We start from the raw sequence: 25,685 nt of genomic DNA, 5'->3' as shown, positions 1-25,685 counted from the left end.
ATTTCATGCGCATGAGCGCGCGCGTTACAATTACAGTTACAGGTAAGTTCTATGGGAGCAAAACAAGAAAACGATGATTTAGGGAGAGAAAAGCGATGATTTAAGGAGAGGAAAACAATGCGTTACGAAAATAAAACCATGAAATCCGATAAGCCGACGAGAGAAAAATGTGTTTTCTGCAACGAAAAGAGCCGAAAAAACAAGTTATTGCATTCCCAAAGAGTGCCCTCTCAAAAGGTTTTTCTTATCTTTGCAAACGAAATATCTTTTTAATCAATAACCCCAGTATTAATCAACAAGACCATGAAAAAGCTATTCGTACCTTTTGTGGCATGCGTTCTTGCCGCATGTAGCTCCAACGAACAACAGGCAACGTCGTATGACGTCATCCCGTTGCCGCAGGAAATCACTATTTCGCAAGAAAATCCGTTCAAACTAAGTAAAAACACTGTCATCGCCTATCCGAAGGACAATGACCTGCTGAAGCGTAACGCAGAATTCCTGGCTGAATACATCGCCGAAGCTACAGGTTACACGTTGAAAACCAAAGCCATCGAAAACGGAGAAAAGCCCAGCAAAGCGATTGTCCTGAGCCTGGATTCAAGCATCGCCAATGCTGAAGGTTATCGCCTGACAACCCAAGCCGATGGTATCAGTATCTGCGGACAGACGGCCAACGGCGTATTCTACGGCATCCAGACACTCCGCAAGTCGATCCCCGCTCAAGCTGCCGATGCCGACATCTTGCTGCCCGCCGGCAAAGTGGAAGACCAGCCACGCTTCGGTTACCGAGGCATGCACCTCGACGTAGGCCGCCACTTCTTCCCCATAGAATTCATTAAGGAGTACATCGACCTGCTGGCTCTGCACAACATGAACACCCTGCACTGGCACCTGACTGAAGATCAAGGCTGGCGAATCGAAATCAAGAAGTATCCGAAACTGACCGAAGTGGGCTCTATCCGCAAACGCACGGTCATCGGGCACAACTCTGGTGAATATGACAACACACCTTATGGCGGCTTTTACACACAAGACGAAGCTCGTGAAATCGTAAAGTATGCACAGGAACGCTACATCACCGTCATTCCCGAAATCGACCTGCCGGGCCACATGCTGGCTGCACTAGCCACTTATCCTGAACTGGGTTGTACAGGTGGTCCATACGAAGTATGTCCGGAATGGGGAGTATTTGAGGATGTGCTCTGCATCGGTAATGAGAAGACCCTTCCTTTCCTGGAAGACGTAATGACCGAAATCATCGACATCTTCCCGTCGAAATACATCCACATCGGAGGTGACGAATCGCCACGTACCCGCTGGCAGAAATGTCCGAAATGTCAGGCCCTCATCCGCAAGGAAGGCTTGAAAGCCGACAAGAACCACTCGGCCGAAGACCGCCTGCAAAGCTACTGCAACGCACGCATCGAAAAGTTCCTCAACGAACGCGGACGTCAGATCATCGGATGGGATGAAATTTTGGAAGGCGACCTGGCTCCCAACGCCACCGTCATGTCATGGCGCGGATCGGCCGGAGGTATCAAGGCTGCACAAATGGGCCATGACGTCATCATGACTCCCAACACTTACTGCTACTTCGACTACTTCCAAAGCAAGGACAAGGAGAACGAACCTTATGATGCTATCGGAGGCTATCTGCCTGTAGAACAGGTATACAGCTTCAACCCCACCGAGGGCCTCAATGAAGAGCAAGCCAAATACATTCTAGGCGCACAGGCCAACGTATGGACCGAATACATGACTTCGACCCAGCAGGTAGAATACATGATCCTGCCGCGTATGGCCGCACTGGCAGAGGTACAGTGGACCGAGCCGAGCAAGAAGGAATACAACAACTTCCTGGAACGACTCAACTCACTCGCCAAGATTTACGACCGCGACGGATTGAACTACGCCAAGCACGTGTTTACCGCCCCGGCAGACTCCGTACAGGCAAAATAATCTCAGAATTGGAAATAGATGAAGGGCTGTACATCGGCACTCTTCATCTGAATGACCAGATAAATGAGAGCAACCAACAATACCGCCTTTCCCACCAGGGGGAGGCGGATTATTGTTTTTGTACATCCCCTCTCCCAACTGTCGGGCAAGAAATGGAGCACATAGCCCAGCCCCATCAAAGCGAATACTTCCCAATAACCGACAATGAGCTGCGGAAAGACTTGCGGGCGGAAGGCCATAGCAATCTGCTTCAGCATATCGACCGCCGGCGAGAACTCGGCATGGCGAAAGAATATCCAGCAAAAACAAACAAAATGGAAGGTTACCAACATGCCAAGGAAACGGCGGATACCATGCGGACGTTCCCCCTTCGGACGGCCCACCAATGCCATCCAGCCTTTATGCAAGGCCAGCGCCACGCCGTGCATCATGCCCCAAAGTACAAAATTCCACGATGCGCCATGCCACAAACCACCCAAAAACATGGTGATAATAAGGTTCATATACTGGCGTATTTTCCCCTTACGATTGCCGCCCAACGAAATGTAGAGATAGTCGCGCAACCAACTGGAAAGAGAAATGTGCCAACGTCGCCAGAATTCCGTAATCGAGGCAGACTTGTAGGGCGAATCGAAGTTGATATTGAAATGGAAGCCCAGCAACAGGGCAATACCTATCGCCATGTCGCTATAACCCGAAAAGTCACAATAAATCTGCAAGGCATACCCGTAGACGGCCATCAGATTTTCCACGCCCGAATAGAGAGCCGGATTGTCGAAGACTCGCTCCACAAAATTCACACTGATATAGTCGGATATAATGGCTTTCTTGAACAAGCCTGCCATAATCAGGAACACTCCGCGTCCGAACATCTCGTTCGACACGAACAACGGGCGGCGAATCTGTGGAATGAAGTCGCGTGCACGCACGATGGGACCCGCTACCAGCTGAGGGAAGAAAGATACGTAGAACGCATAGTCGAGCAAGTTGCTGAGGGGAGTAATCTCCTTCCGATAAACGTCAATCGTATAACTCAGCGACTGGAAAGTAAAGAACGAGATGCCCACAGGCAAGAAAATATCCAGCGGATCGAAGTGTCCCCCCGTAAACGATGCCCAACACGCTCCAAAGAAATTGGTGTACTTGAAGTAACAGAGTAATCCCAAGTTGATAACCAGGCTCAATGTGACCCACAACTTACGCTTCCACTTCGCAGTCGTCCGCTCCATAAAGCGAGCTATCAGGAAATCGCTGACTGTAACCAACGCCAGCAGAAAAAAGTACGTACCGCTGCTTTTATAGTAGAAATAGTAGGAAAACAGGGTGACAAACAGCAAACGGGCGGTAGTGCGCCTTTGCAAAAGTAGATACACAACCACAAAGGCTGCAAACAACCAAAGGAATAGACCGCTGCTGAAAATCATAGGCGCCTGCGGATCGTACAAAAAAACGTCGCGCAAGCGAGACAAATCAATGTTAAGGTAGGTCAATATTGTATCAATGTTCCACATAAGCATTATAAGTTTTCACGATAGCCTCGTAAAGTAACTCACCCTGCAAGGCATATCCGGCAGGCATGAAATGGACATGGTCGGGGCGCATCAGTCCGGCTTCCTGCCAGTTCAGGCAAGCCCTCTTCACTCCGCCTGCAATATCATACAAATCCCAGACAGCCAGTCCGTTTGCATCAGCAAAACGAATGATGTTCTTTACTACGGCCGAAGTACGAGGATTGATTGTATACGTTCGACGCCCCCTTCCACGACGTTTGCTTTCGTAAGACCCAGGCGGCGTAGTCAGCATCATGGGCACATCGGGCAACCGTTCCCGAAGCATACGCACCAACTCATCCATCTGCCGGTAATGCACCTCCGTATTGTACCGGTAATTATGGCTTTCATTGGTGCCAAATGATAAAATGAGCAAATCGGGCTTAAGAGCCGCAATTGCCTCGACACGCTCTTTCCGAGTAAAAGAAATACAAAATGCCCCATTGATACCAAAATCCCGATAAGTCATATTTGTAAACACCTTTCGTAGGAGAGAAGCCACAGTATCCGTTAACATGTGTCCTCGAATATGACTGTCACCAACGTGCACCACCCGAACAGTGTCGGAAACATCTCCGGCACGCATCAGACGTAATTTCTCCCAAAAAGGATGAAGGATTCCCAAGCTGTCAGTCAACACATTAACTTGCTGCATACGAAAAGACGAAGGCCAAACGACTGGCAACCAATCAATGGTATCGGTACGATGTCCATAGGCAAACAGCGTATCGCAAGAAACAGCTTCACAATCTACCACAGCTTGCAGAGGCAGTGCATCCTGAGCCCGCAGATGGCACAGCCCCATGACAGCCAACAAACACAACATCTTGCATCGCAACGCCATTCTGTTCAGATATTTCGCACTATGGTTCCGATTCATAAGCACGTCTTCTGTCATATTGTTCCTTACCATAGACCAAAGCTTCGTAAAGCAGACCGGCCAAGTATTTACCTCCACGGAAATTGATATGTGTATAGTCGTAATTGGCTTGGGCGGGATTCGCTTCCACCAGTTTTACCATGCTTTCATTACCGCCCATTGCCTCGAACAAGTTCCAGAAAGCGACTCCGTTGTCAGCTGCCAGCCGCTGTTGATAGCGCACCAGATTACGAATGCCAGGCATTGTACGCAGGTCGCCTTCTTCGGTCTTGTAGTCTCGGTCGCCCACACTGACAATCAGAATAGCAGCCTGCGGAAAAGCTTCCTTCAGATGCTTCAGAGCGGTAGTCATGCCTTCGACATAATAGTTGTAGTCGCGCCCCCGTTCGGTAGCCACGTTCAACCCATATTGCAGCACTATCAGGTCGTATGGACGCAAGGCATTAAATTCTTTCAATGTCTGAAGAGGAATAAAACGCAAGGAAAGACCGGACATTCCGCGCAAGGAAAAGTTGTCCAGTACGATACCCGACAAGTCATCCATTGCCACGCCATAGAACACGGCAGAATCGGCTGCATTCACCGTCCAACGGGCTGTACCGATACGCCCCTCGACGCTCCATTTGCGAATCTGCTCTTCAGGTCCGAACGATTGGGACAAGGCCGTTGCTCCATTTATCTTCAGCGAAAGATCCATCGTCCCGGTATTGCGGAAAAAGACACTGACCTGACGGCAGGTGTCCAGACGAGAAGCATACTTCCGTTGCCCGCGGAGTTCGACATATGCGCCATCATAAGGAAAGAAATAATGTCCCGAAATCCCCTGCCTGCTCCGCTCGAAACCTACGGAATCCGTAGCCGCATGACTGTTCCAACCTCCAAAAGTGTGGACCACCGTAGGACGAAAACCGTTAATGGGAGAAGTAATGGGAACAAAACCCACACCACATCCGCCATATTTCTGCTGGAGCATGGCCCGTAAATCGGCAGTCAGGATATCTGCTTCAATAAAAGAATCACCGAAATAGGCTATGCGTACAGGACGCGGACGCTGTGCAAGTTCATCCAATGCTTCGTAAAAGGCCGACATTCCCCGACGGGTACTGTCGCTATAGTCTTCGATGCACACCTTGCCCGATGGACAAGTATCGGCAAACGCAGGTTTGGCAACAGGCAGCTGCACTTCCAGCGTATCTGGTTCGTCCGCAAGGACCAGCGGAGGCCGTACGTCGGCCAGGATATCCACCCGTCTCAGGGCGTGTCCTCCCACCTCTGTCGCAGGAAGCCAGTGCAGCAACAGCAAGGCAGCCATCACCACCAGCACCAACCCTCCTAGTTTCTTCAGCTCATTTTTCTCCATATTCTCATTCTATCCCTGCGGCGTACGCCGATATTCGCAGATGAACTTTTCCAGTTCACGCGCCCCTTTCTCGGTAGAGATACCACGGAGATAAGTAAACATGATGGACTCATAAACCTCCAGGAAAGAATATTTCTCGCAAATATCAGTGTTGAGTAAAAGTTCTATCTGTTCATGCACCAACAGATTGACTATGGCAAAATTAATATCATCGCGAAAGATTCCCTGCTTCACACCCTCCTTGAAAAAACTGACAGCTTCTGCCGAATCATGTTTCTTGTCGCTTTTGAAAAGTTCATAGACTTTCGGATATTTCTTCAAATCCTCAAAGAAACTCTTATGAGTGGCATGAAAACGTTCGATACTATGCAAATAAAGCTTGAGCAGCACCTCAAGAACATGGTCAGACGTTGCCAACATTTCGTCTACATAGGCTTTCATGTCTTCCCGCTCCTTCAGTATACAAGCTTCCAAGAGCATCTCTTTGTTCGCAAATACCTCGTAAAGGGTACGTTTGGAAATACCTAACGACACCGCAATGTCATCCATCGTGATGCTTTTTATGCCGTGCGACTTAAAGGCTTGCATCGCTGTCTCTACAATTCGTTTTTTCAATTCGGTTCTTGGCACCGAGCGCTTTGCATTATCACTCATCTCTTTCCAAAATTTGGGTTATAATTCCGCTTTCAGCGATAAAACGCTACAAATATACGGAAAGGAAACCCAATCGCCTCATTGCGTTTCCTCTCTTTTTTGAAAAAATTAATAATAATAACAATTTGCTCAAAAAAAGAGCAGCCGCTCCGCACGGAGCAGCTGCACATCATTCACAGAATAAACAGGTGCACAAATCAACTTGTGCATAAAGTATTTTTTCAATCGTCAGAATCCATGTCGATGACATTGAACTTTGTGTCGAACTTAATTTCCCAGCGGTTATTGAGTTTCACTTCGTAAGAGTAACGGTCTTTCTCCAAGGAGATGATTTTAGCATCGGGATAGCGATCAGTGACAAATTTCTGAATGGCTTGCGGCACAACTGCTGCAGGCACCTGCGAATGTTTACACTTAATATCGGTCCACTCACCTTTCTTATTAAACTCAACCTTATCACCGTTGGCAAACATCACCTCGTAAGAGGTATCGAACAACTCGGAGTCTTCCTTGGCAAAAGCCACTTTCTCCGATGCGAAATGCTTCTTGACAAACTGCTGTGCAACGGCGGGAAGCTGCTCGACAGTGATCGGTTTATCGTTGTCGGCTGATGCAAACTGAAGGGTGAACACACTCACTAATAAAAGAACTAACTTTTTCATAACTGTACATTTTTTAGGTTTAATACTTATTCGATCTTTTCATTTGTTTTCGTACAGCAAAGAAAAGCAGCCTTTCTGGAAAGATTTGGGAATAATGAAGAAAAGACAAGAAAAAGAGAAAAAAGTTTCCTTATTCGCCCAAACGTTGCAACGCCTGCAGGTAACGCACCATCACATCGGCCGCCTCACTCTGTTCCAAGCGAAGGTTTGCCTGCAAGTCGGGATAGCCTTCAAGGAGAGCCATCATTTTGTCCTTACCTACAAATTCGGCACGGCCGGTCTCGGGATTGATTTCGTAGAACACACGGGCGGCCACCAGCGCCGATGCGGCAATGGCATCGCCCACTTCGCCGCCCAGCTTCGTGGCGTCGGGCGACTGGGCCGTACTTGTAGCAGCCTGTCCCACAGGCTGGGCACAGAAGTAGAACTTGTCGCCCACGTGCATGGCGGCCGCATAGCAGTTGCCGAAGCGGTAGCGCTTGTAGCGCATCTTGCGGCAGTTGACGTAGAGGGCTGTATCAATCCGCACCGCATAGCAACGCTTACGCAGATAGCGGTTCAAACCACGGTTCTCGACAGCTTCGATACGGTAGTCGCCTCCGCCCATCAGCAGTATCTGATTCCTACTGCGTCGTTCTACCCGCAACGTTGTAACCGTATCACCTTCACATTCTACCAGTTCACGCAGGTTGGCATACATAATCTGTTGAGCCTCGCAGGGCAGAAACAGCCCCGAGACACACAGCAACATCAGCAACACGACCCATTTTTTCATATTAAAACAATCTACTCTTCGGTTCATTGGTTTTCCGAGATAAAGGTAAGTTATTTTAGAAAAATCTGCAAGAATGCGACCAAAATAATATAAAGAGGAAAGGCTGGAACGATACTTGCCCGTATTTTTATACCTTTGCCGCACAAACTAACACCCAACAAGTATGATGACCGAAAACGAAATACGCGCCGCCTACCGGCAGGATGCCGAACGCGCGGCCGGCGAAGTGACAAAGACGCAACGACTGATTTACCGCACCGGCACCCTGCGCCTGCTGCTTTTCGGCGGAGCCGTGGCGGCGGTGATAGGGCTGTGGGGCCAGGGCGCGCTGATGTATGCCGTGACGGCCGCCTGCCTGCTGCCCTTCCTGCTGCTGGTGAAGTACCACAACCGCCTGTTCCTGCGGAAGGACTATCAGGAGAAGCGACTGGAGGTGAACCGCCAGGAGCTGGCCGCACTTGACCAGGATACCTCGGCCTTCGACGACGGCAAGGAGTTTGCCGACCCGGCCCATCCCTATACGTACGACCTCGACGTCTTCGGCTCCCGCTCGCTCTTCCAGTACATCAACCGCACGTGTACCCGCCTCGGACGCGAACAGCTGGCCGGGTGGATGGCCTGCCACCTGGACAAGCGGGAACCCATCATTCGCCGGCAGGAGGCCGTGCAGGAGCTAGCAGCCAAGCCGTCGTTCCGCCAGCATTTCCGCATCCTGGGCCTGCTGAACAAGGGGCAGGCGGCCGACCGTGCCGAGCTGCTGGAATGGGCGCAAAGCCCCGTCCGCTACCGCAACCGCGGCCTGCTGCGACGGCTGCCCCACGTGGTGACGGCGATCAACCTCCTCTGCCTCCTGGGGGTCGTGACGGGCGTGCTGCCGGGCAACGTATGGGGCGTGCTATGGTTCGGCATCGTAGTGGCCAGCTTCGCCTTCACGCGGCAGATTACCAAGGTGCAGAGTGTCTACGGACAGAAGCTCCGCATCCTGGGCACCTATGCCAAGCTGCTTCAGACGATGGACGATGAGCCGATGGAAGCCCCGCTCCTGCGGGCCGTCAAAGACAAGATTGGGGGTGACCGCCGACAGGCCTCGCAGGCCATCCGGCGGCTGGTGAAGCTGATGAACGAACTGGACCAGCGCAACAATTACCTGATGTACACCGTGCTGAACGGCTGCTTTTTTTGGGAGCTGTGGCAGATTATGCGCATCGAGGCGTGGAAGGAAGTCCATGCGGGCGAACTGCCGCACTGGCTGGAGGCCATCGGCGAGATGGACGCGCTCTGCTCGCTGGGCACGTTCGCCTACAACCATCCGGAGGGGTACTCCTACCCCGACATTCTGGGCGACACAAACACGGGGACGGACAACACGGAAACGCCTTTCCAGCTGGTGGCCGAGACGATGGGCCATCCGCTCATCCCGCGCGACCGCTGCGTGTGCAACGACATCCGCATGAGCCGCCGCCCCGCCTTCATCATCATCACGGGAGCCAACATGGCGGGCAAGAGCACCTACCTGCGAACCATCGGCGTGAACTACCTGCTGGCCTGCATCGGCGCGCCCGTCTGTGCCAAGCAGATGTCGCTCTACCCTGCCCGACTGATGACGAGCCTGCGCACTACCGACTCGCTCAGCGACAACGAATCTTACTTCTTCGCCGAACTGAAACGGCTGAAGTCCGTCATCGACCGTCTGCAAAGCGGCGAGCAGCTCTTCATCATCCTCGACGAAATTTTGAAGGGTACCAACTCGGCCGACAAGCAACGGGGTTCGTTCGCCCTCGTCCAGCAGCTGATGCGTCTGCGGGCCAACGGCATCATCGCCACGCACGACCTGCTGCTGGGCACACTGAAGGACCGCTTCCCCGACTGCATCGACAACTTCCGCTTCGAGGCTGACATCACCGGCGACGAGCTGACCTTCTCTTACCGCCTCCGCCCCGGCGTGGCACAGAACATGAACGCCTGCTTCCTCATGAAAAAGATGGGAATTGCAATGGACCTATAAAAAAGAAATCAATCCTTCTTCTTGAACAGCGCAAAACTCTCGCCGAACGTATGCGAGTAGAACAGCAGCACGGCAATGGTACCGCAGCTGATGGCCGCATCGGCCAGGTTGAAGACGGGACTGAAGAAAATGAAATGCTCCCCGCCCACAAAAGGCATCCACGACGGCCAGTCGAACTCAAACAGCGGGAAATAGAACATGTCCACCACACGCCCATACAGCCAGTCGGCATAACCCTGTCCGGCCGGTACAAACGTGGCTATGTCCATAGGCGTACTTTGACTGAAGATGGCACCGTAGAAGATACTGTCGATGACATTGCCTACCGCACCTGCAAAAATCAGCGAAATACAAACGATATAGCCCGTCTTGAAGCGCGCCTTCACCAGCAACCAAATGTACCACAGAATAAATCCTGAGAATACCAGTCGCATCAGCGTCTGCACAGCCTTAGGCATTACCTGCATACCAAACGCCATACCGTTGTTCTCGATAAAGGCGATGTAAAACCAATTGGTAACAGGAATGTGCTGGCCATAATACATATTTGTTTTCACCACAATCTTAATGACCTGGTCCAAAATAAGCGTGAGCAGGATGATGCCCAGCGCCAGCCAGAATTTGTTGTATTTCTTGTCCATATTGCTCTGATAACACATGAATAGTTCTGATATGCGGGCAAAGGTATAAAAAAGCAAGGAATTATCGGCACCAGACAAGCAAATACATCGTCTACACATGACGACGCACTTCCTCAGACTCTCACGAAGCACTGGCACACCTCCTCACGAAGCACTACGTCAGTGGGTAACGAAGCACTGCCTTGCCTCCTAACGAAGTGCTGCATGAATCCGCCAGGACATAAAAAAAGCCGCCCCAATCACTGGGACGGCTTTCATATCATATAAGAATAGTGTCGGATTACTCAGCCTTTGCTTCTTCAGCAGGAGCTTCAGCTGCAGGAGCCTCTGTAGCAGGAGCAGCTTCCGTAGCAGCAGCCTTCTTGGAAGAACGGCGCGTACGAGTTGCTTTCTTAGCCACCTTATCCTTAGCCATGTTCTCGTTGTAGTCAACGAGTTCGATGAAGCACATCTCGGCATTGTCACCCAGACGGTTACCAGTCTTGATGATGCGAGTGTAGCCACCCGGACGGTCGGCAATCTTCACAGAGATTTCCTTGAAGAGTTCAGTTACAGCATACTTGTCTTGCAAGTTGCTAAATACTACACGACGAGAGTTTGTAGTGTCGTTCTTTGACTTGGTGATCAGCGGCTCAACAAACTTCTTCAGAGCTTTAGCCTTTGCAACGGTCGTAGTGATTCTTTTGTGCTTGATCAAAGAGCACGCCATATTGGCCAACATAGCGTTTCTGTGAGAAGCAGTACGACCCAGATGGTTGAATTTCTTGTTATGTCTCATTGTTTATTCTTTATCTAATTTATATTTAGAAATATCGGTTCCAAACGACAGATTCAGACTGTCCAGCAAATCATCAAGCTCGGTCAGCGATTTCTTACCGAAGTTGCGGAACTTCAGGAGGTCGGTCTTGTTGAACTGTACCAGGTCGCCCAGCGTCTCAACGTCAGCAGCCTTCAAGCAGTTGAGGGCACGAACGGAGAGGTCCATATCGACGAGCTTGGTCTTCAGCAACTGACGCATGTGCAATACTTCTTCATCGAACTCTTCATTGCCGTCAGCGTCATTGCTTTCGAGCGTGATCTTCTCGTCAGAGAAGAGCATGAAGTGATAAATCAGAATCTTTGCAGCTTCCTTCAGCGCTTCTTTCGGGTGAATGGAACCGTCGGTAGTAATCTCGAGTACCAGCTTCTCGTAGTCGGTCTTCTGCTCAACACGATAGTTTTCTACCTGGTACTTGACGTTACGTATCGGAGTGTAAATGGAGTCGATAGGAATTACGTTCACATCGGTGCAGTATTCACGGTTCTCGTCAGAGGGAACATAACCGCGGCCTTTGTTGATCGTAATGTCTATCTGCATCGTAGCTTTTGAATCTAAATGACAAATAACTAATTCAGGATTTAACACTTCAAATCCAGTCAGATACTTACTTATGTCACCTGCCTTAAATTCACTCGAATTCTCGATCGTAATACTTACCTTTTCGCTCTCGAATTCCTCTACTACTTGCTTGAACCGTACTTGCTTCAGGTTCAAGATAATGTTAGTAACATCCTCCTTTACACCGGGGACACTGGAAAATTCGTGCTCAACACCTTCAATCTTGATAGTGGTGATGGCAAAACCTTCCAATGACGAAAGCAGGATGCGGCGCAGTGCATTACCCACGGTAATACCGAAACCGGGCTCCAACGGACGAAACTCGAACTTGCCGAATTTAGAGTCCGCTTCCAACATTAAAACTTTATCAGGTTTTTGAAATGCTAATATCGCCATGAAATTAATTATTATTTAGAGTACAATTCTACGATCAAATGCTCCTTAATGTTCTCAGGAATGTCTGCTCTTTCAGGTACATGCAGAAGCTTACCTACCTTTGCATTGTCATCCCACTCCAGCCAAGGATACTTGCTGTGGTTGAAACCAGCCAGCGAGTTGGCAATCACTTCCAGAGACTTGGAACGCTCGCGAACACCGATCACCTGACCGGGTTTCAGAGAATAAGAAGGGATGTTTACTACTTCACCGTCTACAGTGATGTGCTTGTGGCTCACCAGCTGACGGGCAGCAGCACGCGTAGGAGCGATACCCAAACGGAATACAACATTGTCCAGACGGCATTCGAGCAACTGCAACAGGATTTCGCCGGTAATACCTTTCAGTGTAGCTGCCTTCTCAAACAGGTTACGGAATTGTTTTTCCAATACACCGTAAGTATATTTAGTTTTCTGCTTCTCACGAAGTTGCACACCGTATTCAGAAGTCTTTCTCTTTCTAGAGTTACCGTGCTGTCCGGGAGGATAGTTCTTCTTAGACAAAACTTTATCTGCTCCGAAGATACCTTCACCGAATTTACGGGCTATTCTTGATTTTGGTCCAGTATATCTAGCCATTTCTTTTAAATATTTAATTGTTTATTGATGAACTCAATTTGTTGCAGCCGCGATTGCAGAGAAGAATTGTACAATCCAATAACAAAATCAAGTTTCATGCTTAGTAATTAAAGGTAAATCTTAAACTCTACGTCTTTTAGGAGGACGACATCCATTGTGTGGCAACGGAGTTACATCGATAATTTCTGTAACTTCGATTCCGGCTCCGTGAATGGTACGGATAGCAGACTCACGACCGTTACCGGGACCTTTAACATAAGCCTTTACCTTTCTCAAACCAAGATCATAAGCCACTTTGGCACAATCCTGGGCAGCCATCTGTGCTGCATACGGAGTGTTCTTCTTAGAACCTCTAAAACCCATCTTTCCGGCAGAAGACCAGGAGATAATCTGACCTTCACTGTTTGCCAGAGAAACAATGATGTTGTTGAAAGATGAATGAACATGCAACTGACCGTTGGCATCCACCTTTACATTTCTCTTTTTTGCTGCAACTGTTTTTTTTGCCATATCAACAATTATTATTTAGTAGCTTTTTTCTTATTAGCAACGGTTTTCTTTCTACCCTTACGAGTACGAGCATTGTTCTTAGTGCTCTGGCCTCTTACAGGAAGACCAATACGATGACGAACACCACGATAGCAACCAATATCCATCAAACGCTTGATGTTCAATTGAACTTCTGAACGAAGATCACCTTCTACTTTGTACTCAGCAGCAATGATCTCACGAATCTTACCTGCTTGATCATCAGTCCAGTCTTTAACTTTCAGGTCTTTGTCAACACCTGCTTTTTCCAAAATCTTTGCTGAACTACTACGACCTATTCCGTAGATATAGGTCAACGCAATTTCTCCTCTCTTATTCTGAGGCAAATCGACACCAACTATTCTTATAGCCATATACTAAATTATTTTTTTTGCAAAAATAATAAATTATCCTTGACGTTGTTTATACTTAGGATTTTTCTTGTTAATAACATACAAACGGCCATTACGTCTAACGATCTTACATTCTGGCGTACGTTTCTTTAAAGAAGCTCTTACTTTCATATCTAATAATTATTTATATCTGAATACAATTCGTCCTTTCGATAAATCGTAAGGAGACATTTCGACACGCACCTTATCGCCCGGAAGGATTTTGATATAATGCATACGCATCTTTCCAGAGATATGAGCAGTAATCTCATGTCCATTTTCCAATTCAACACGAAACATTGCATTAGACAATGCTTCAACTATAACTCCATCTTGTTCTATTGCAGACTGCTTTGCCATATTAATCTTCTAAATTGCTTGATCTCCCAATACTTCTTCTATAAACTCAAATGATGAAAGGATATCCGCCTTTCCAGCACCGACAGCTATCGTATGCTCAAAGTGAGCCGCACATTTTCGATCCTTAGTCCGGACAGACCAACCGTCGCTTTCCATCACTACGTGACGGTCGCCCAAGGTTATCATGGGCTCGATAGCGATACAAAGTCCACGCTTCATCATAGTTCCCGTACCACGTCTGCCGTAGTTAGGTACCTGCGGATCTTCATGCATCTCCTTACCGATACCATGGCCGACAAATTCACGTACCACTCCGTATGAATGGGACTCACAATACTGCTGTATTGCATAGCCAACATCTCCCAAACGTTTGCCCTGAACAGCGTTTTCAATACCAATGTACAAAGCTTCCTTGGTAACCTTCAAGAGATTCCGAACGTCTTCAGCAACTTCACCTACACAAAACGTATAAGCTGAATCACCGCAAAAACCATTCATGTAAGTACCACAATCAACAGATACGATATCACCATCCTTCAGTACCACATCACCTGGTATGCCATGCACAACCTGCTCATTAACCGAAGTACAGATAGATGCTGGGAAAGGTCCACCATACGGATTGGGGAACCCCTTGAATGTAGGGACTGCGCCATTATCTCTAATGAATTCTTCAGCCACCCTGTCCAGCTCTTTTGTTGTCACTCCGGGCTTGATAACTTTGGCTATCTCAGCCAAAGTTCTGCCCACGAGCAAATTACTGGCACGCAGTAATTCTATTTCATCATTTGTCTTAAGAAATATCACTTCAAAATCTATTAATATGCAGCTATATTTCCGCTACGTCCCTTAATACGACCAGACTTCAACAAACCGTCATAATGTCTCATCAACAAATGACTTTCAACCTGCTGCAACGTATCAAGCACAACGCCAACAAGAATCAATAAAGATGTTCCACCAAAGAATTGAGCAAATTCGGCTTTCACACCAAATACACCAGCAAAAGCAGGCATAATGGCTACAAGCGCCAGGAAGAAAGAACCAGGCAGCGTAATGCGTGACATAATCACGTCGATATACTCTGCTGTACTCTTACCAGGCTTGATACCGGGGATGAAACCGTTATTTCTCTTCATATCTTCAGCCATCTGAGTCGGATTGATGGTAATTGCAGTATAGAAATACGTAAATACAATAATCAGCACTGCAAATACCAAATTATACCAGAAGCTTGTATGATCAGTAAACGCACGCATGAAACCGCTCATCTCATTGACATTACCGGACAAACCAATAAATGTAATGGGAATAAACATGATAGCCTGTGCAAAAATGATAGGCATCACATTAGCCGCATTTACCTTCAAAGGTATATACTGACGTGCACCGCCATATTGCTTGTTGCCAACAATCTTTTTAGCATATTGTACAGGTATCTTACGAGTTCCTTGTACCAAAAGAATAGCAAAAGCAATAACAATCAGCAGCACTACAATCTCAATCAAGAACATAACCAAACCACCAGCTTTTTCAGTCACTCGGGATGTCAGCTCCTGAATGAAAGACTGTGGCAAACGAGCAATGATACCAATCATAATAATCAATGAGATACCATTTCCAATACCCTTGTCAGTAATTCTCTCACCAAGCCACAAAATAAACATACTTCCGGCCGCCAATATGATGGTAGAAGTAATCATAAACAGAGTCCAATCTAATGAAGCATTTAAGGAAGGACCAGCCTGCATTTTAAGGTTAATAAGATAGGAAGGCGCCTGCACCAGCAAAATAAAAATAGTCAGCACACGAGTGTACTGGTTCATTTTTCTTCTACCACTCTCCCCTTCACGCTGCAGCTTCTGAAAGTAAGGAACTGCAATACCCAGCAACTGGATTACAATGGAGGCAGAGATGTAGGGCATAATTCCCAATGCAAAAATGGATGCATTAGAAAATGCACCTCCCGAAAACATATTTAACAAGGCTAAAAGGCCCTCGCTTGTTTGTTGATGCAACTGAGTCAACATTGCAGGATTGATACCCGGCAACACGACGTAAGAACCAAAACGGTAAATTGCCACAAACAATATGGTAATGAGGATCCGTTGTCTCAGATCCTCAATTTTCCATATATTCTTTAATGTTTCAATAGCTTTTCTCATTGAATCAGAGTTTTACTACTTGTCCACCAACAGCTTCAATGGCAGCAACAGCACTCTTGGAGAATGCATGTGCCTGTACATCCAACTTAGCAGTCAAAGTTCCGTTACCTAATACTTTTACCAACTGATTAGAAGATACGAAACCTGCAGCAACCAGATCATTGATACCTACAGACTGCAGATTTTTAGCTTCGGCAAGTTTCTGAATAGTATCCAGATTGATAGCCTTGTATTCTACACGGTTAATGTTCTTGAAACCGAATTTAGGAACACGACGCTGAAGAGGCATCTGACCACCTTCAAAACCAATCTTCTTAGAGTATCCAGATCTTTGCTTAGCACCTTTATGACCTCTGGTAGAAGTTCCTCCCAAACCAGATCCCGGACCACGTCCAATTCTCTTTCTAGTCTTAGTAGAACCTTCAGCAGGTTTTAAATTACTTAAGTTCATATTGTAATTCGTTTTATATTCAACAAATAATTACTTAACGATGGTAACCAGGTGCTTTACCTTATCCACCATTCCAAGAATTGAAGGAGTACATTCGTGCTCAACCACACGATTCATCTTATGAAGTCCCAGCGCATCGAGAGTCTTTTTCTGATCAGCAGGTGCACCAATTCTACTTTTAATTTGCTTAATCTTTATAGTTGACATATCTTTCCTCCTTATCCTCTAAATACTTTTTCAACACTGATACCTCTGTTCTGGGCAACCATACGCGCATCGCGCATTTCGCTCAGTGCAAGGATTGTAGCCTTCACCAGATTGTGAGGGTTTGAAGACCCTTTAGACTTAGCCAAAACGTCTGTCACACCTACGCTCTCCAATACAGCACGCATAGCACCACCGGCTACAACACCTGTACCGTGAGAAGCAGGCTTGATAAACACCTCAGCACCGCCAAACTTAGCAGACTGCTCATGAGGAACAGTACCCTTCAGAACAGGAACCTTAGTTAAGTTCTTCTTTGCAGACTCAACGCCTTTGGCAATGGCAGCCGTTACTTCACCAGCTTTACCAAGACCCCAACCGATGATACCTTCTTCGTTTCCGACTACAACAATAGCAGAGAAACTAAAAGTTCTACCACCTTTGGTTACTTTAGTTACACGATTGATAGCTACCAATCTGTCCTTCAGTTCTATATCGTTTGAAATTTTAACTCTATTATTAAGTCCTGCCATAATGATTAAAATTTAAGTCCACCGTTACGAGCAGCATCAGCCACCTCTTTTACTCTCCCATGATACAAGTAACCATTACGGTCGAAAACTACAGTAGTGATACCAGCTTCCTGAGCCTTCTTTGCAATCAGCTCACCTACTTTAGCAGCCTGTTCCTTCTTAGGCATCTTTTCAGTCATACCCAATGAAGAAGCAGCAGCCAAAGTCTTGCCTGACAAGTCATCGATCACTTGAACGTAAATTTGCTTGTTACTTCTAAATACACTCATACGCGGGCACGTAGCAGTACCAGAAATTTTATTGCGTACTCTATATTTAATCTTAATTCGTCTTTCTATTTTTGTTGTCATAATACTATCAATTTAAATGATTATTTAGCACCGGCTGATTTACCAGACTTTCTACGAATTTCTTCGCCAACAAACTTAATACCTTTACCCTTATACGGTTCAGGCTTACGGAAAGAACGGATTTTTGCGCAAACTAAACCAAGCAATTGCTTGTCACAAGATTCCAAAATAATCAGAGGATTCTTGTTTCTTTCAGACTTAGTCTCAACTTTCACCTCAGGAGGGAGCTGGATAAAGATACTATGAGTATAACCTAATGCCAACTCGATGATGTTTCCCTGATTAGAAGCACGGTAACCTACACCGACCAGTTCGAGTTCCTTCTTGTATCCTTCAGATACACCTACAACCATATTGTGAACCAATGCACGGTAAAGACCGTGGAATGCATGCTTCTGCTTGGGATTATCCAGCATAGCTGACTCGTTCTCAGCCAACACAACATGACCGTCTTCGATAGAAACATTGATAGCAGGATTTACGTATTGGCTCATTTCACCTTTGGGTCCCTTCACGGTAACCACATTGTCGTTCAGAGTGACTGTCACTCCTGCGGGAATACTAATGGGTAATTTTCCTATTCTTGACATTGCTAATTCCTCCTATTAATATACATAACACAAAACTTCACCACCGATTTTCAGTTCAGCGGCCTCTTTGTTGGTCATTACACCTTTGGAAGTAGATATTATAGCAATACCCAAACCATTAATAACACGCGGCATGTCTTTGTAACCGGTATATTTACGCATACCCGGAGAAGAGATTCTCTCTAATTTCTTGATAGCGTTTACCTTGTTAACCGGATCATACTTCAAAGCAACCTTGATTGTGCCTTGAGGACCATCTTCTACAAACTTATAATTAAGAATGTAGCCTTTCTCAAAAAGAATCTTGGTGATTTCTTTTTTCAAGTTTGAAGCCGGAACTTCTACAACTCTGTGCTTCGCTTGAATAGCGTTCCGCAACCTCGTCAAATAATCTGCTATTGGATCAGTCATATAAAAATAAATTAAATTAATCAGGACTACCCTGACAATATTTAAAAATAATAATTACCAGCTTGCTTTCTTTACACCCGGGATAAGACCGTTAGAAGCCATCTCACGGAACTGGATTCTCGAAATACCGAACTGACGGATATATCCTTTAGGACGTCCTGTCAACTTGCAACGGTTATGAAGGCGAATCGGATTGGCATTTTTGGGCAGAGCCTGCAACTTCTGTGCAGCTTCATAAGCCTCTGCTGGATCACCGGTTCTCACGATTTGCTTCAAAGCAGCTCTTTTTTCGGCATATCTGGCTACTAACTTGGCACGTCTGACCTCGCGTGCTTTCATTGATTCCTTTGCCATAATCTATCAATCTTTTTTTGCGTTCTTAAACGGTAAACCAAATTCTTTCAGCAGAGCATAACCTTCTTCATCTGTTTGTGCAGAAGTCACGAAAGTGATGTTCATACCAAGAATACGGGTAATGCTGTCGATATTGATTTCAGGGAAGATAATCTGTTCCTGAATACCGAGCGTATAGTTACCTCTACCATCAAATTTACTTTCAATACCCTTGAAGTCACGGATACGAGGAAGAGCTACACGAACAAGCTTCTCCAAGAATTCGTACATTCTCTCACGACGCAATGTTACCATTACACCGATAGGCATTTTCTTACGCAACTTGAAGTTTGCGATATCTTTACGTGAAACTGTTGCCACAGCCTTTTGACCTGTAATGGCAGTCATTTCATTAATTGCTACTTCAATAATCTTCTTGTCAGCCACAGCCATACCCAAACCTTGATTGATAACAATCTTCTTGAGCACAGGGATCTGCATAGAAGAAGAATACTGGAACTGTGATTTCAATGCAGGTGCGATGCGCTCTGCATATTCTTTCTTAAGGCTAGCAGTATTACTCATTACTTAATCTCCTCTCCTGATTTTTTAGAATAACGCACTAAAGTGCCATCCGCACTCACTTTTCTACCAATACGAGTTGCTTTGCCAGTCTTCGGATCAACCGGGTTCAAGTTTGAAATATGAATAGAAGCTTCCTGCTTCACAATTCCACCTTGAGGATTCTTTGCACTCGGCTTCGTGCTCTTAGAAACCATGTTGATACCTTCAACGATGGCACGATTCTTCTTCACAAGAACCTTCAATACGCGACCGGTTTTACCCTTGTCTTCACCAGAGTTTACGTAAACCGTATCGCCTTTCTTAATATGTAATTTACTCATTACTTAAATCTTTTACAAAAAAATTAAAGTACTTCAGGAGCGAGTGACACCACTTTCATGTTGGCAGCACGCAATTCACGAGCTACCGGTCCGAAAATACGGCTACCTCTGATTTCGCCTGCATTGTTCAACAGCACACAAGCATTGTCATCAAAACGAATATAAGAACCGTCCTGACGGCGAATTTCTTTCTTCGTACGTACAATCAAAGCCTTAGACACTGCACCTTTTTTAATATCACTTGAAGGGATGACGCTCTTGACAGAAACGACAATTACGTCTCCTACAGAAGCGTAGCGACGACCTGTACCGCCCAAAACGCGAATACAGAGAGCTTCCTTAGCTCCACTGTTGTCACATACTGTAAGTCTGGATTCTGCTTGTATCATAATTACTTCGCTTTTTCAACAATTTCTACTAATCTCCATCTCTTTGTCTTGCTCAAAGGACGAGTCTCCATAATGCGTACAGTATCACCGATATTGCACTCATTCTTTTCATCATGAGCATGGTATTTTTTCGTCTTGCTAACGAACTTACCATAAATGGGGTGTTTTTCCTTAAACTTGGCAGCAACTGTGATCGTCTTGTCCATCTTGTTGCTCAACACAATCCCTGTTCTTTCTTTTCTTAAATTTCTTGCTTCCATCAAACTCATCATTTATTGTTAAGTTCTCTTTCGCGCAATACAGTTTTCATACGCGCAATTGTCCTGCGTAATTGTTTGATCTGAGCAGGATTATCCAAAGGAGAAATAGAATGGTTCAGCACCATCTGATTGTAGTTAGCTACTTCTGCCTCGATTCTTTCTACCAAATCCGTGGTAGACATTTCTTTAACTTCTGCTATCTTCATACTCTTTACGCATTTTGATTTTGAATATCATAATCACGTCTTACCACAAACTTCGTAGTGATGGGAAGCTTCTGTGCTGCCAGGCGCAAGGCCTCTTTCGCGATTTCGTAAGATACTCCTTCAGCCTCAATAATAATTCTACCCGGAGTAACAGGAGCCACAAATCCCTCGGGGCTACCTTTACCTTTACCCATACGTACATCAGCAGGCTTTCTCGTGATAGGTTTGTCCGGGAAGATACGAATCCAAATCTGTCCTTGACGTTGCATATATCTTGTTACAGCGATACGCGCAGCTTCAATCTGGCGTCCTGTAATCCACTTCGTTTCCAAAGCTTTAATTCCAAAAGAGCCGAAAGCCAACTGGTTTCCTCTCTGAGCATTACCTTTCTGGCGGCCCTTCTGCTGTCTTCTGAATTTTGTCTTTTTCGGTTGTAACATAGTTCCTAAAAAATCAAATTCGTTTAGCGATTATTTTTCTTTCTTTTGAAGTTCTTTCCGCCATTGTTTCCGCTATTGCTTCCACGGCCACTTTCCTTGCTTTGTGTAAAGTTCGGAGCCAATTCTCTCTTTCCGTAAACTTCGCCTCTGCAAATCCAAACTTTGATACCGAGAAGACCAACTTTTGTCAATGCTTCAGTATGACAATAGTCAATATCTGCTCTGAAAGTGTGCAACGGAGTTCTTCCTTCCTTATACATTTCAGAACGAGCCATTTCAGCGCCATTCAAACGTCCTGAAATCAAAACCTTGATACCCTCAGCGCCCATACGCATTGTATTTGCGATAGCCATCTTGATAGCACGGCGATAAGCGATTTTTCCTTCTACCTGGCGAGCGATGTTGTTAGCCACGATAACGGCATCGAGTTCAGGTCTTTTCACTTCGAAGATGTTAATCTGAATATCCTTATCGGTAACCTTCTTCAATTCCTCTTTCAACTTATCAACTTCCTGGCCACCTTTTCCGATAATAATACCCGGACGTGCAGTACAAACGGTAATAGTCACAAGTTTCAGCGTACGTTCAATAACAATTCTTGATACACTGGCTTTTGCAAGACGAGCATTCAAATATTTACGAATCTTGCTATCTTCCAGCAAAGAATCACCGTAATTCTTTCCACCATACCAATTGGAATCCCATCCTCTGATAATTCCCAAACGGTTGCTTATTGGATTAACTTTTTGTCCCATTTACCTTAATTTTGATCTTCGTTATTACTTTTAGAACCAACGAACAGTGTCACATGGTTTGAACGTTTGCGGATTCTGTAACCTCTACCCTGCGGAGCCGGACGCATTCTTTTCAGCGTAGCACCACCATCAACAAAAATCTTGGTTACGAACAGTTCACCGTTTTCAGCCTTACGTTCGTTTTTCTGCTCCCAGTTAGCAATTGCAGAGCGCAGCAACTTTTCTACTCTTGCTGCAGCCTCTTTTGAAGAGAACTTCAAGACGCCAAGCGCTCTGTTCACTTCCATCCCGCGAATCATGTCAGCCACGAGACGCATTTTACGGGGGGAAGTAGGAACATTTTGCAATTTTGCAAAATACATGGTCTTAAGGGCTTCTTTTCTTTTTTCAGCCGATATTTTTTTTCTTGCTCCCATTATATTATTACTTTTTTATTTCAGTAGTAAAACCTGTTTTTATTTCTTCTTGTTACCAGCATGGCCTCTGAAGGTACGTGTTGGGGCAAACTCACCCAACTTATGACCTACCATGTTTTCTGTAACATACACAGGTATGAATTTATTTCCATTGTGAACTGCAACGGTATGGCCTACAAAATCAGGCGAAATCATTGAAGCTCTGGCCCAAGTCTTAACCACAACCTTCTTGCCGCTTTCGTTCATGGCAAGAACTTTCTTTTCCAGCTTAACGTTAATATACGGACCTTTTTTTAATGAACGACTCATAATATTCTCGATTAATCAGATTACTTCTTTCTTCTCTCAATAATATACTTAGACGATTGTTTCTTCGGAGCTCTTGTCTTAAGACCCTTAGCATACAATCCCTTGCGAGATCTCGGATGGCCACCGGAAGCACGTCCTTCACCACCACCCATCGGGTGATCAACCGGGTTCATTACAACACCACGGTTACGCGGACGACGACCTAACCAACGAGAGCGACCGGCCTTACCGGAGCTTTCCAAACCATGATCCGAGTTACCAACGCTACCGATAGTAGCCTTACAAGTACTAAGAATTTGACGAACTTCACCTGAAGGCAATTTGATAACACAATACTTACCTTCTCTTGAAGTCAACTGAGCGAAATTACCAGCTGAACGAACCAGAGCAGCACCCTGACCCGGACGTAATTCGATATTGTGAATTACAGTACCAACCGGAATATTCTGAAGAGGAAGTGCATTTCCAATCTCTGGAGCTGCATTTTCACCTGACATCAAAGTCGCACCAACTTGCAATCCATTGGGAGCAATAATATATCTTTTTTCGCCGTCAGCATAAAACAACAAAGCGATACGAGCCGAACGATTCGGATCGTATTCAATTGTCTTAACCACTGCTGGCACACCGTCTTTATTTCTCTTGAAGTCAACGATACGAATTACCTTCTTGTGACCGCCACCGATGTAGCGCATGGTCATCTTACCTTCGTTGTTGCGACCACCTGAGGATTTCTTACCAAATACAAGAGACTTTTCTGGTACCCGTGCAGTAATTTCTTCGAAAGTACCAATAATTTTATGTCTTTGCCCCGGTGTTGTGGGCTTAAATTTACGTACTGCCATTTGTATTAAATATTGCTATAAAAATCAATAGTATCTCCTTCTTTCAACGTAACGATTGCTTTCTTATAAGCATTTGTACGTCCATTGATGAGACCAGCCTTCGTATAGCGGCTCTTATTCTTGCCAGCATATTTTATGGTGTTCACATCAACCACTGTAACGTTGTAGAGAGCTTCAACTTCGTTCTTAATTTCCAATTTGTTAGCTTCAGGACGCACGACAAAACCAAAACGGTTGTTCTGCTTGTCAGTTATTGCAGTCATCTTCTCTGTCACCAACGGTTTAATAATAAATCCCATTATTTAAGCCTCCTTACTTTAAATTAAGATATTGTCGATAGCAGAAAGTGCACTTTCAGTAAGCACAAGAACCCCAGCGTTCAATACTCTGTAAGTATTTAACCCTGAGATTATCTGCACGTTAGCGTCTTTCACGTTACGAGCTGACAAATATACGTTTTTATTTGCTTCCGGTAATACTACAAGCGGCTTCTTATCAGAAACTTTAAGATTTTTTGTCATTTCTACAAAATTCTTGGTCTTAGGAGCCTCAAAAGTGAAGTCTTCAACAACGATAATTGCATCGTTCTGAGCCTTATATGACAAAGCCGATTTACGAGCGAGCGCCTTCACTTTCTTATTCAACTTGAAGTAATAATCACGAGGTTTAGGACCAAAAACGCGTCCACCACCAACCAATACAGGCGAGTTCATGTCACCACGACGTGCACCACCACCACCTTTCTGACGGCCGATCTTACGAGTAGAACCGCTGATTTCACTTCTTTCCTTTGACTTATGAGTACCCTGACGCTGGTTAGCCATAAACTGCTTTACATCCAGGTAGATGGCATGGTCATTGGGCTCAATGCCGAAGATAGATTCGTTCAACGCAACCTTTCTTCCGGTGTCTTCACCTTTAATGTTAAATACGCTAACTTCCATTATTTTTCAATTATTACGATTGAACCTTTGCAACCGGGAATAGAACCCTTCACCAAGAGGAGGTTATGCTCCGCGATTACTTTTAATACTTGCAGGTTTTGAACAGTTACTCTGTTACCACCCATCTGTCCACCCATGCGCATGCCTTTGAAAACTTTTGCAGGATAAGAACAAGCACCAATAGAACCCGGTTTGCGGGCACGATTGTGCTGACCATGAGTAGTCTGACCTACACCACCAAAACCATGTCTCTTAACAACGCCCTGGAAACCCTTACCTTTGGATGTTCCGGCAACGTCTACGAAGTCAACGCCATTGAACAGTTCTACGGTAACTGTGTCACCGAGATTCAGTTCGGTCTCAAATTCTTTGAACTCAGCCAAGTGTTTCTTGGGTGTTACTCCGGCTTTCTTGAAGTGACCCATCAACGGCTTCGTAGTATGCTTTTCCTTCTTGTCCTGGAAACCCAGCTGAACGGCAGCATAGCCATCTTTTTCTACGGTCTTCACTTGAGTAACAACACAAGGACCTGCTTCGATAACAGTGCATGGTACATTTTTACCCTCGGCACTGAAAACGGATGTCATTCCGATTTTTTTTCCTAATAATCCTGGCATTTCACTAAATTTTTAAATACACTTACACTTTGATTTCTACTTCCACACCACTCGGCAACTCCAACTTCATCAGAGCATCAACAGTCTTAGCAGTAGAGCTATAGATGTCGATCAGTCTCTTGTAAGAAGAGAGCTCGAATTGTTCACGCGACTTCTTGTTAACGAAAGTCGAACGGTTCACAGTAAAGATACGCTTATGCGTAGGAAGAGGAATAGGACCGCTAACGATGGCGCCCGTCGTCTTCACTGTTCTTACAATCTTCTCAGCTGACTTGTCAACCAAGTTGTGGTCGTAAGATTTCAATTTGATTCTAATTTTTTGACTCATTAGTGTTTATAGTTAAACTTGTTATTAAACGGAGAAGCTCCGCAGGTTAAGAGTCATACGCTAACCTGCGGGCT

The 25,685-nt window shown here is 45.7% G+C and carries 39 protein-coding genes; 2 read left to right on the top strand and 37 right to left on the bottom strand.

The window, feature by feature from the left end:
- Positions 1-303 precede the first annotated feature (303 nt).
- Positions 304-1,962, top strand: a complete 1,659-nt coding sequence (locus HF894_RS07845; RefSeq protein WP_204971560.1) for a beta-N-acetylhexosaminidase — start codon at positions 304-306, stop codon at positions 1,960-1,962.
- A 2-nt stretch (positions 1,963-1,964) separates the two neighbouring features.
- Here the strand turns inward: HF894_RS07845 and HF894_RS07840 are convergent, their stop codons facing one another.
- The 6 genes from HF894_RS07840 to HF894_RS07815 form a co-directional block, all read right to left on the bottom strand.
- A complete protein-coding gene (locus HF894_RS07840) occupies positions 1,965-3,473 on the bottom strand; it encodes an MBOAT family O-acyltransferase (protein WP_204971559.1) in 1,509 nt (502 codons plus the stop codon).
- Entirely contained in the window at positions 3,460-4,392 is a 933-nt protein-coding gene (locus HF894_RS07835) for an SGNH/GDSL hydrolase family protein (RefSeq protein WP_246593170.1), read from the bottom strand. Before HF894_RS07835 ends, HF894_RS07840 begins: the two co-directional genes overlap by 14 nt.
- Positions 4,376-5,752, bottom strand: a complete 1,377-nt coding sequence (locus HF894_RS07830; RefSeq protein WP_204971557.1) for an SGNH/GDSL hydrolase family protein — start codon at positions 5,750-5,752, stop codon at positions 4,376-4,378. The genes HF894_RS07835 and HF894_RS07830 overlap by 17 nt, the downstream gene beginning before the upstream one ends.
- 9 nt (positions 5,753-5,761) lie before the next feature.
- On the bottom strand, positions 5,762-6,406 hold the full coding sequence (locus HF894_RS07825) for a TetR/AcrR family transcriptional regulator (protein WP_021846277.1): 645 nt from the start codon (positions 6,404-6,406) through the stop codon (positions 5,762-5,764).
- Between the two features lie 221 nt (positions 6,407-6,627).
- A complete protein-coding gene (locus HF894_RS07820) occupies positions 6,628-7,068 on the bottom strand; it encodes a PepSY-like domain-containing protein (protein WP_021846276.1) in 441 nt (146 codons plus the stop codon).
- Between the two features lie 130 nt (positions 7,069-7,198).
- On the bottom strand, positions 7,199-7,870 hold the full coding sequence (locus HF894_RS07815; protein WP_317196538.1) for a DUF6563 family protein: 672 nt from the start codon (positions 7,868-7,870) through the stop codon (positions 7,199-7,201).
- 136 nt (positions 7,871-8,006) lie between these two features.
- Here HF894_RS07815 and HF894_RS07810 point away from each other — a divergent pair, with 136 nt between their 5' ends.
- Positions 8,007-9,848, top strand: coding sequence for a MutS family DNA mismatch repair protein (locus tag HF894_RS07810; RefSeq protein WP_204971556.1), 1,842 nt, complete (start codon positions 8,007-8,009; stop codon positions 9,846-9,848).
- Between the two features lie 8 nt (positions 9,849-9,856).
- On the opposite strand, the gene HF894_RS07805 is transcribed toward HF894_RS07810, so the two are convergent.
- From HF894_RS07805 to rpsJ, 31 genes are all read right to left on the bottom strand, one after another.
- Positions 9,857-10,489, bottom strand: a complete 633-nt coding sequence (locus tag HF894_RS07805; RefSeq protein ID WP_075319124.1) for a lipoprotein signal peptidase — start codon at positions 10,487-10,489, stop codon at positions 9,857-9,859.
- Between the two features lie 280 nt (positions 10,490-10,769).
- Positions 10,770-11,267, bottom strand: coding sequence for a 50S ribosomal protein L17 (gene rplQ, locus HF894_RS07800; RefSeq protein ID WP_021846272.1), 498 nt, complete (start codon positions 11,265-11,267; stop codon positions 10,770-10,772).
- 3 nt (positions 11,268-11,270) lie between these two features.
- Entirely contained in the window at positions 11,271-12,263 is a 993-nt protein-coding gene (locus HF894_RS07795; protein ID WP_021846271.1) for a DNA-directed RNA polymerase subunit alpha, read from the bottom strand.
- Positions 12,264-12,274: 11 nt separating this feature from the next.
- On the bottom strand, positions 12,275-12,880 hold the full coding sequence (gene rpsD, locus HF894_RS07790; protein ID WP_021846270.1) for a 30S ribosomal protein S4: 606 nt from the start codon (positions 12,878-12,880) through the stop codon (positions 12,275-12,277).
- Between the two features lie 120 nt (positions 12,881-13,000).
- Entirely contained in the window at positions 13,001-13,390 is a 390-nt protein-coding gene (gene rpsK / locus HF894_RS07785; RefSeq protein ID WP_005656474.1) for a 30S ribosomal protein S11, read from the bottom strand.
- 11 nt (positions 13,391-13,401) lie between these two features.
- On the bottom strand, positions 13,402-13,782 hold the full coding sequence (gene rpsM, locus HF894_RS07780; RefSeq protein WP_021846269.1) for a 30S ribosomal protein S13: 381 nt from the start codon (positions 13,780-13,782) through the stop codon (positions 13,402-13,404).
- A gap of 33 nt (positions 13,783-13,815) precedes the next feature.
- Positions 13,816-13,932 (bottom strand): type B 50S ribosomal protein L36, encoded by a 117-nt coding sequence (gene ykgO, locus HF894_RS07775; protein ID WP_002558051.1) that lies wholly within the window; start codon positions 13,930-13,932, stop codon positions 13,816-13,818.
- 9 nt (positions 13,933-13,941) lie between these two features.
- Positions 13,942-14,160 carry a translation initiation factor IF-1 gene (gene infA / locus HF894_RS07770; RefSeq protein ID WP_002558052.1) on the bottom strand — a complete coding sequence of 73 codons (219 nt, stop codon included), beginning with the start codon at positions 14,158-14,160 and terminating at the stop codon, positions 13,942-13,944.
- Positions 14,161-14,169: 9 nt separating this feature from the next.
- Positions 14,170-14,967 (bottom strand): type I methionyl aminopeptidase, encoded by a 798-nt coding sequence (gene map, locus HF894_RS07765; protein ID WP_075317965.1) that lies wholly within the window; start codon positions 14,965-14,967, stop codon positions 14,170-14,172.
- A gap of 11 nt (positions 14,968-14,978) precedes the next feature.
- Positions 14,979-16,325: a preprotein translocase subunit SecY gene (gene secY / locus HF894_RS07760; RefSeq protein ID WP_204971555.1), complete on the bottom strand. Its 1,347-nt coding sequence runs from the start codon at positions 16,323-16,325 to the stop codon at positions 14,979-14,981.
- 4 nt (positions 16,326-16,329) lie between these two features.
- Positions 16,330-16,776: a 50S ribosomal protein L15 gene (rplO, locus tag HF894_RS07755; protein WP_075317967.1), complete on the bottom strand. Its 447-nt coding sequence runs from the start codon at positions 16,774-16,776 to the stop codon at positions 16,330-16,332.
- A 30-nt stretch (positions 16,777-16,806) separates the two neighbouring features.
- Positions 16,807-16,983: a 50S ribosomal protein L30 gene (gene rpmD, locus HF894_RS07750; RefSeq protein ID WP_075317968.1), complete on the bottom strand. Its 177-nt coding sequence runs from the start codon at positions 16,981-16,983 to the stop codon at positions 16,807-16,809.
- Between the two features lie 11 nt (positions 16,984-16,994).
- A complete protein-coding gene (gene rpsE / locus HF894_RS07745) occupies positions 16,995-17,513 on the bottom strand; it encodes a 30S ribosomal protein S5 (RefSeq protein ID WP_075317969.1) in 519 nt (172 codons plus the stop codon).
- A gap of 5 nt (positions 17,514-17,518) precedes the next feature.
- The gene (gene rplR / locus HF894_RS07740) at positions 17,519-17,863 is read right to left on the bottom strand and encodes a 50S ribosomal protein L18 (protein WP_075317970.1); all 345 of its coding nucleotides are present in this window, start codon (positions 17,861-17,863) and stop codon (positions 17,519-17,521) included.
- Positions 17,864-17,883: 20 nt separating this feature from the next.
- Positions 17,884-18,453, bottom strand: a complete 570-nt coding sequence (gene rplF / locus HF894_RS07735) for a 50S ribosomal protein L6 (RefSeq protein WP_204968608.1) — start codon at positions 18,451-18,453, stop codon at positions 17,884-17,886.
- Between the two features lie 15 nt (positions 18,454-18,468).
- Positions 18,469-18,864 (bottom strand): 30S ribosomal protein S8, encoded by a 396-nt coding sequence (rpsH, locus tag HF894_RS07730; protein WP_022161560.1) that lies wholly within the window; start codon positions 18,862-18,864, stop codon positions 18,469-18,471.
- A 54-nt stretch (positions 18,865-18,918) separates the two neighbouring features.
- Complete coding sequence (gene rpsN / locus HF894_RS07725) at positions 18,919-19,218, bottom strand: 30S ribosomal protein S14 (RefSeq protein WP_075317972.1); 300 nt, start codon at positions 19,216-19,218, stop codon at positions 18,919-18,921.
- 6 nt (positions 19,219-19,224) lie between these two features.
- Positions 19,225-19,782, bottom strand: coding sequence for a 50S ribosomal protein L5 (gene rplE / locus HF894_RS07720; protein ID WP_075317973.1), 558 nt, complete (start codon positions 19,780-19,782; stop codon positions 19,225-19,227).
- Entirely contained in the window at positions 19,782-20,102 is a 321-nt protein-coding gene (rplX, locus tag HF894_RS07715) for a 50S ribosomal protein L24 (RefSeq protein WP_075317974.1), read from the bottom strand. The genes rplE and rplX overlap by 1 nt, the downstream gene beginning before the upstream one ends.
- A 23-nt stretch (positions 20,103-20,125) precedes the next feature.
- A complete protein-coding gene (rplN, locus tag HF894_RS07710) occupies positions 20,126-20,491 on the bottom strand; it encodes a 50S ribosomal protein L14 (RefSeq protein WP_075317975.1) in 366 nt (121 codons plus the stop codon).
- A 2-nt stretch (positions 20,492-20,493) separates the two neighbouring features.
- Positions 20,494-20,763, bottom strand: a complete 270-nt coding sequence (gene rpsQ / locus HF894_RS07705; RefSeq protein ID WP_111936070.1) for a 30S ribosomal protein S17 — start codon at positions 20,761-20,763, stop codon at positions 20,494-20,496.
- The gene (gene rpmC, locus HF894_RS07700) at positions 20,760-20,957 is read right to left on the bottom strand and encodes a 50S ribosomal protein L29 (protein ID WP_075317976.1); all 198 of its coding nucleotides are present in this window, start codon (positions 20,955-20,957) and stop codon (positions 20,760-20,762) included. The genes rpsQ and rpmC overlap by 4 nt, the downstream gene beginning before the upstream one ends.
- A gap of 5 nt (positions 20,958-20,962) precedes the next feature.
- Positions 20,963-21,397: a 50S ribosomal protein L16 gene (gene rplP / locus HF894_RS07695; protein WP_005656538.1), complete on the bottom strand. Its 435-nt coding sequence runs from the start codon at positions 21,395-21,397 to the stop codon at positions 20,963-20,965.
- Between the two features lie 23 nt (positions 21,398-21,420).
- Positions 21,421-22,152, bottom strand: a complete 732-nt coding sequence (gene rpsC, locus HF894_RS07690) for a 30S ribosomal protein S3 (RefSeq protein WP_075317977.1) — start codon at positions 22,150-22,152, stop codon at positions 21,421-21,423.
- A 5-nt stretch (positions 22,153-22,157) separates the two neighbouring features.
- Complete coding sequence (gene rplV, locus HF894_RS07685; RefSeq protein WP_204968607.1) at positions 22,158-22,568, bottom strand: 50S ribosomal protein L22; 411 nt, start codon at positions 22,566-22,568, stop codon at positions 22,158-22,160.
- Positions 22,569-22,607: 39 nt separating this feature from the next.
- Complete coding sequence (gene rpsS / locus HF894_RS07680) at positions 22,608-22,877, bottom strand: 30S ribosomal protein S19 (RefSeq protein WP_002558070.1); 270 nt, start codon at positions 22,875-22,877, stop codon at positions 22,608-22,610.
- Between the two features lie 20 nt (positions 22,878-22,897).
- A complete protein-coding gene (gene rplB, locus HF894_RS07675; RefSeq protein ID WP_022020054.1) occupies positions 22,898-23,722 on the bottom strand; it encodes a 50S ribosomal protein L2 in 825 nt (274 codons plus the stop codon).
- Positions 23,723-23,727: 5 nt separating this feature from the next.
- Entirely contained in the window at positions 23,728-24,021 is a 294-nt protein-coding gene (gene rplW / locus HF894_RS07670) for a 50S ribosomal protein L23 (protein WP_075317979.1), read from the bottom strand.
- Positions 24,022-24,039: 18 nt separating this feature from the next.
- A complete protein-coding gene (gene rplD / locus HF894_RS07665; protein ID WP_075317980.1) occupies positions 24,040-24,666 on the bottom strand; it encodes a 50S ribosomal protein L4 in 627 nt (208 codons plus the stop codon).
- Positions 24,666-25,283: a 50S ribosomal protein L3 gene (gene rplC / locus HF894_RS07660; RefSeq protein WP_204971554.1), complete on the bottom strand. Its 618-nt coding sequence runs from the start codon at positions 25,281-25,283 to the stop codon at positions 24,666-24,668. Before rplC ends, rplD begins: the two co-directional genes overlap by 1 nt.
- Before the next feature lie 22 nt (positions 25,284-25,305).
- On the bottom strand, positions 25,306-25,611 hold the full coding sequence (rpsJ, locus tag HF894_RS07655; RefSeq protein WP_004291244.1) for a 30S ribosomal protein S10: 306 nt from the start codon (positions 25,609-25,611) through the stop codon (positions 25,306-25,308).
- Positions 25,612-25,685: the final 74 nt, after the last annotated feature.

The organism is Caecibacteroides pullorum, from assembly GCF_019239235.1.
GTDB classification, from domain to species: Bacteria; Bacteroidota; Bacteroidia; order Bacteroidales; family Bacteroidaceae; genus Bacteroides; species Bacteroides pullorum.
Note: the sequence above shows the minus strand (reverse complement) of the source record. Positions and strands in the feature narration are given on the sequence as shown.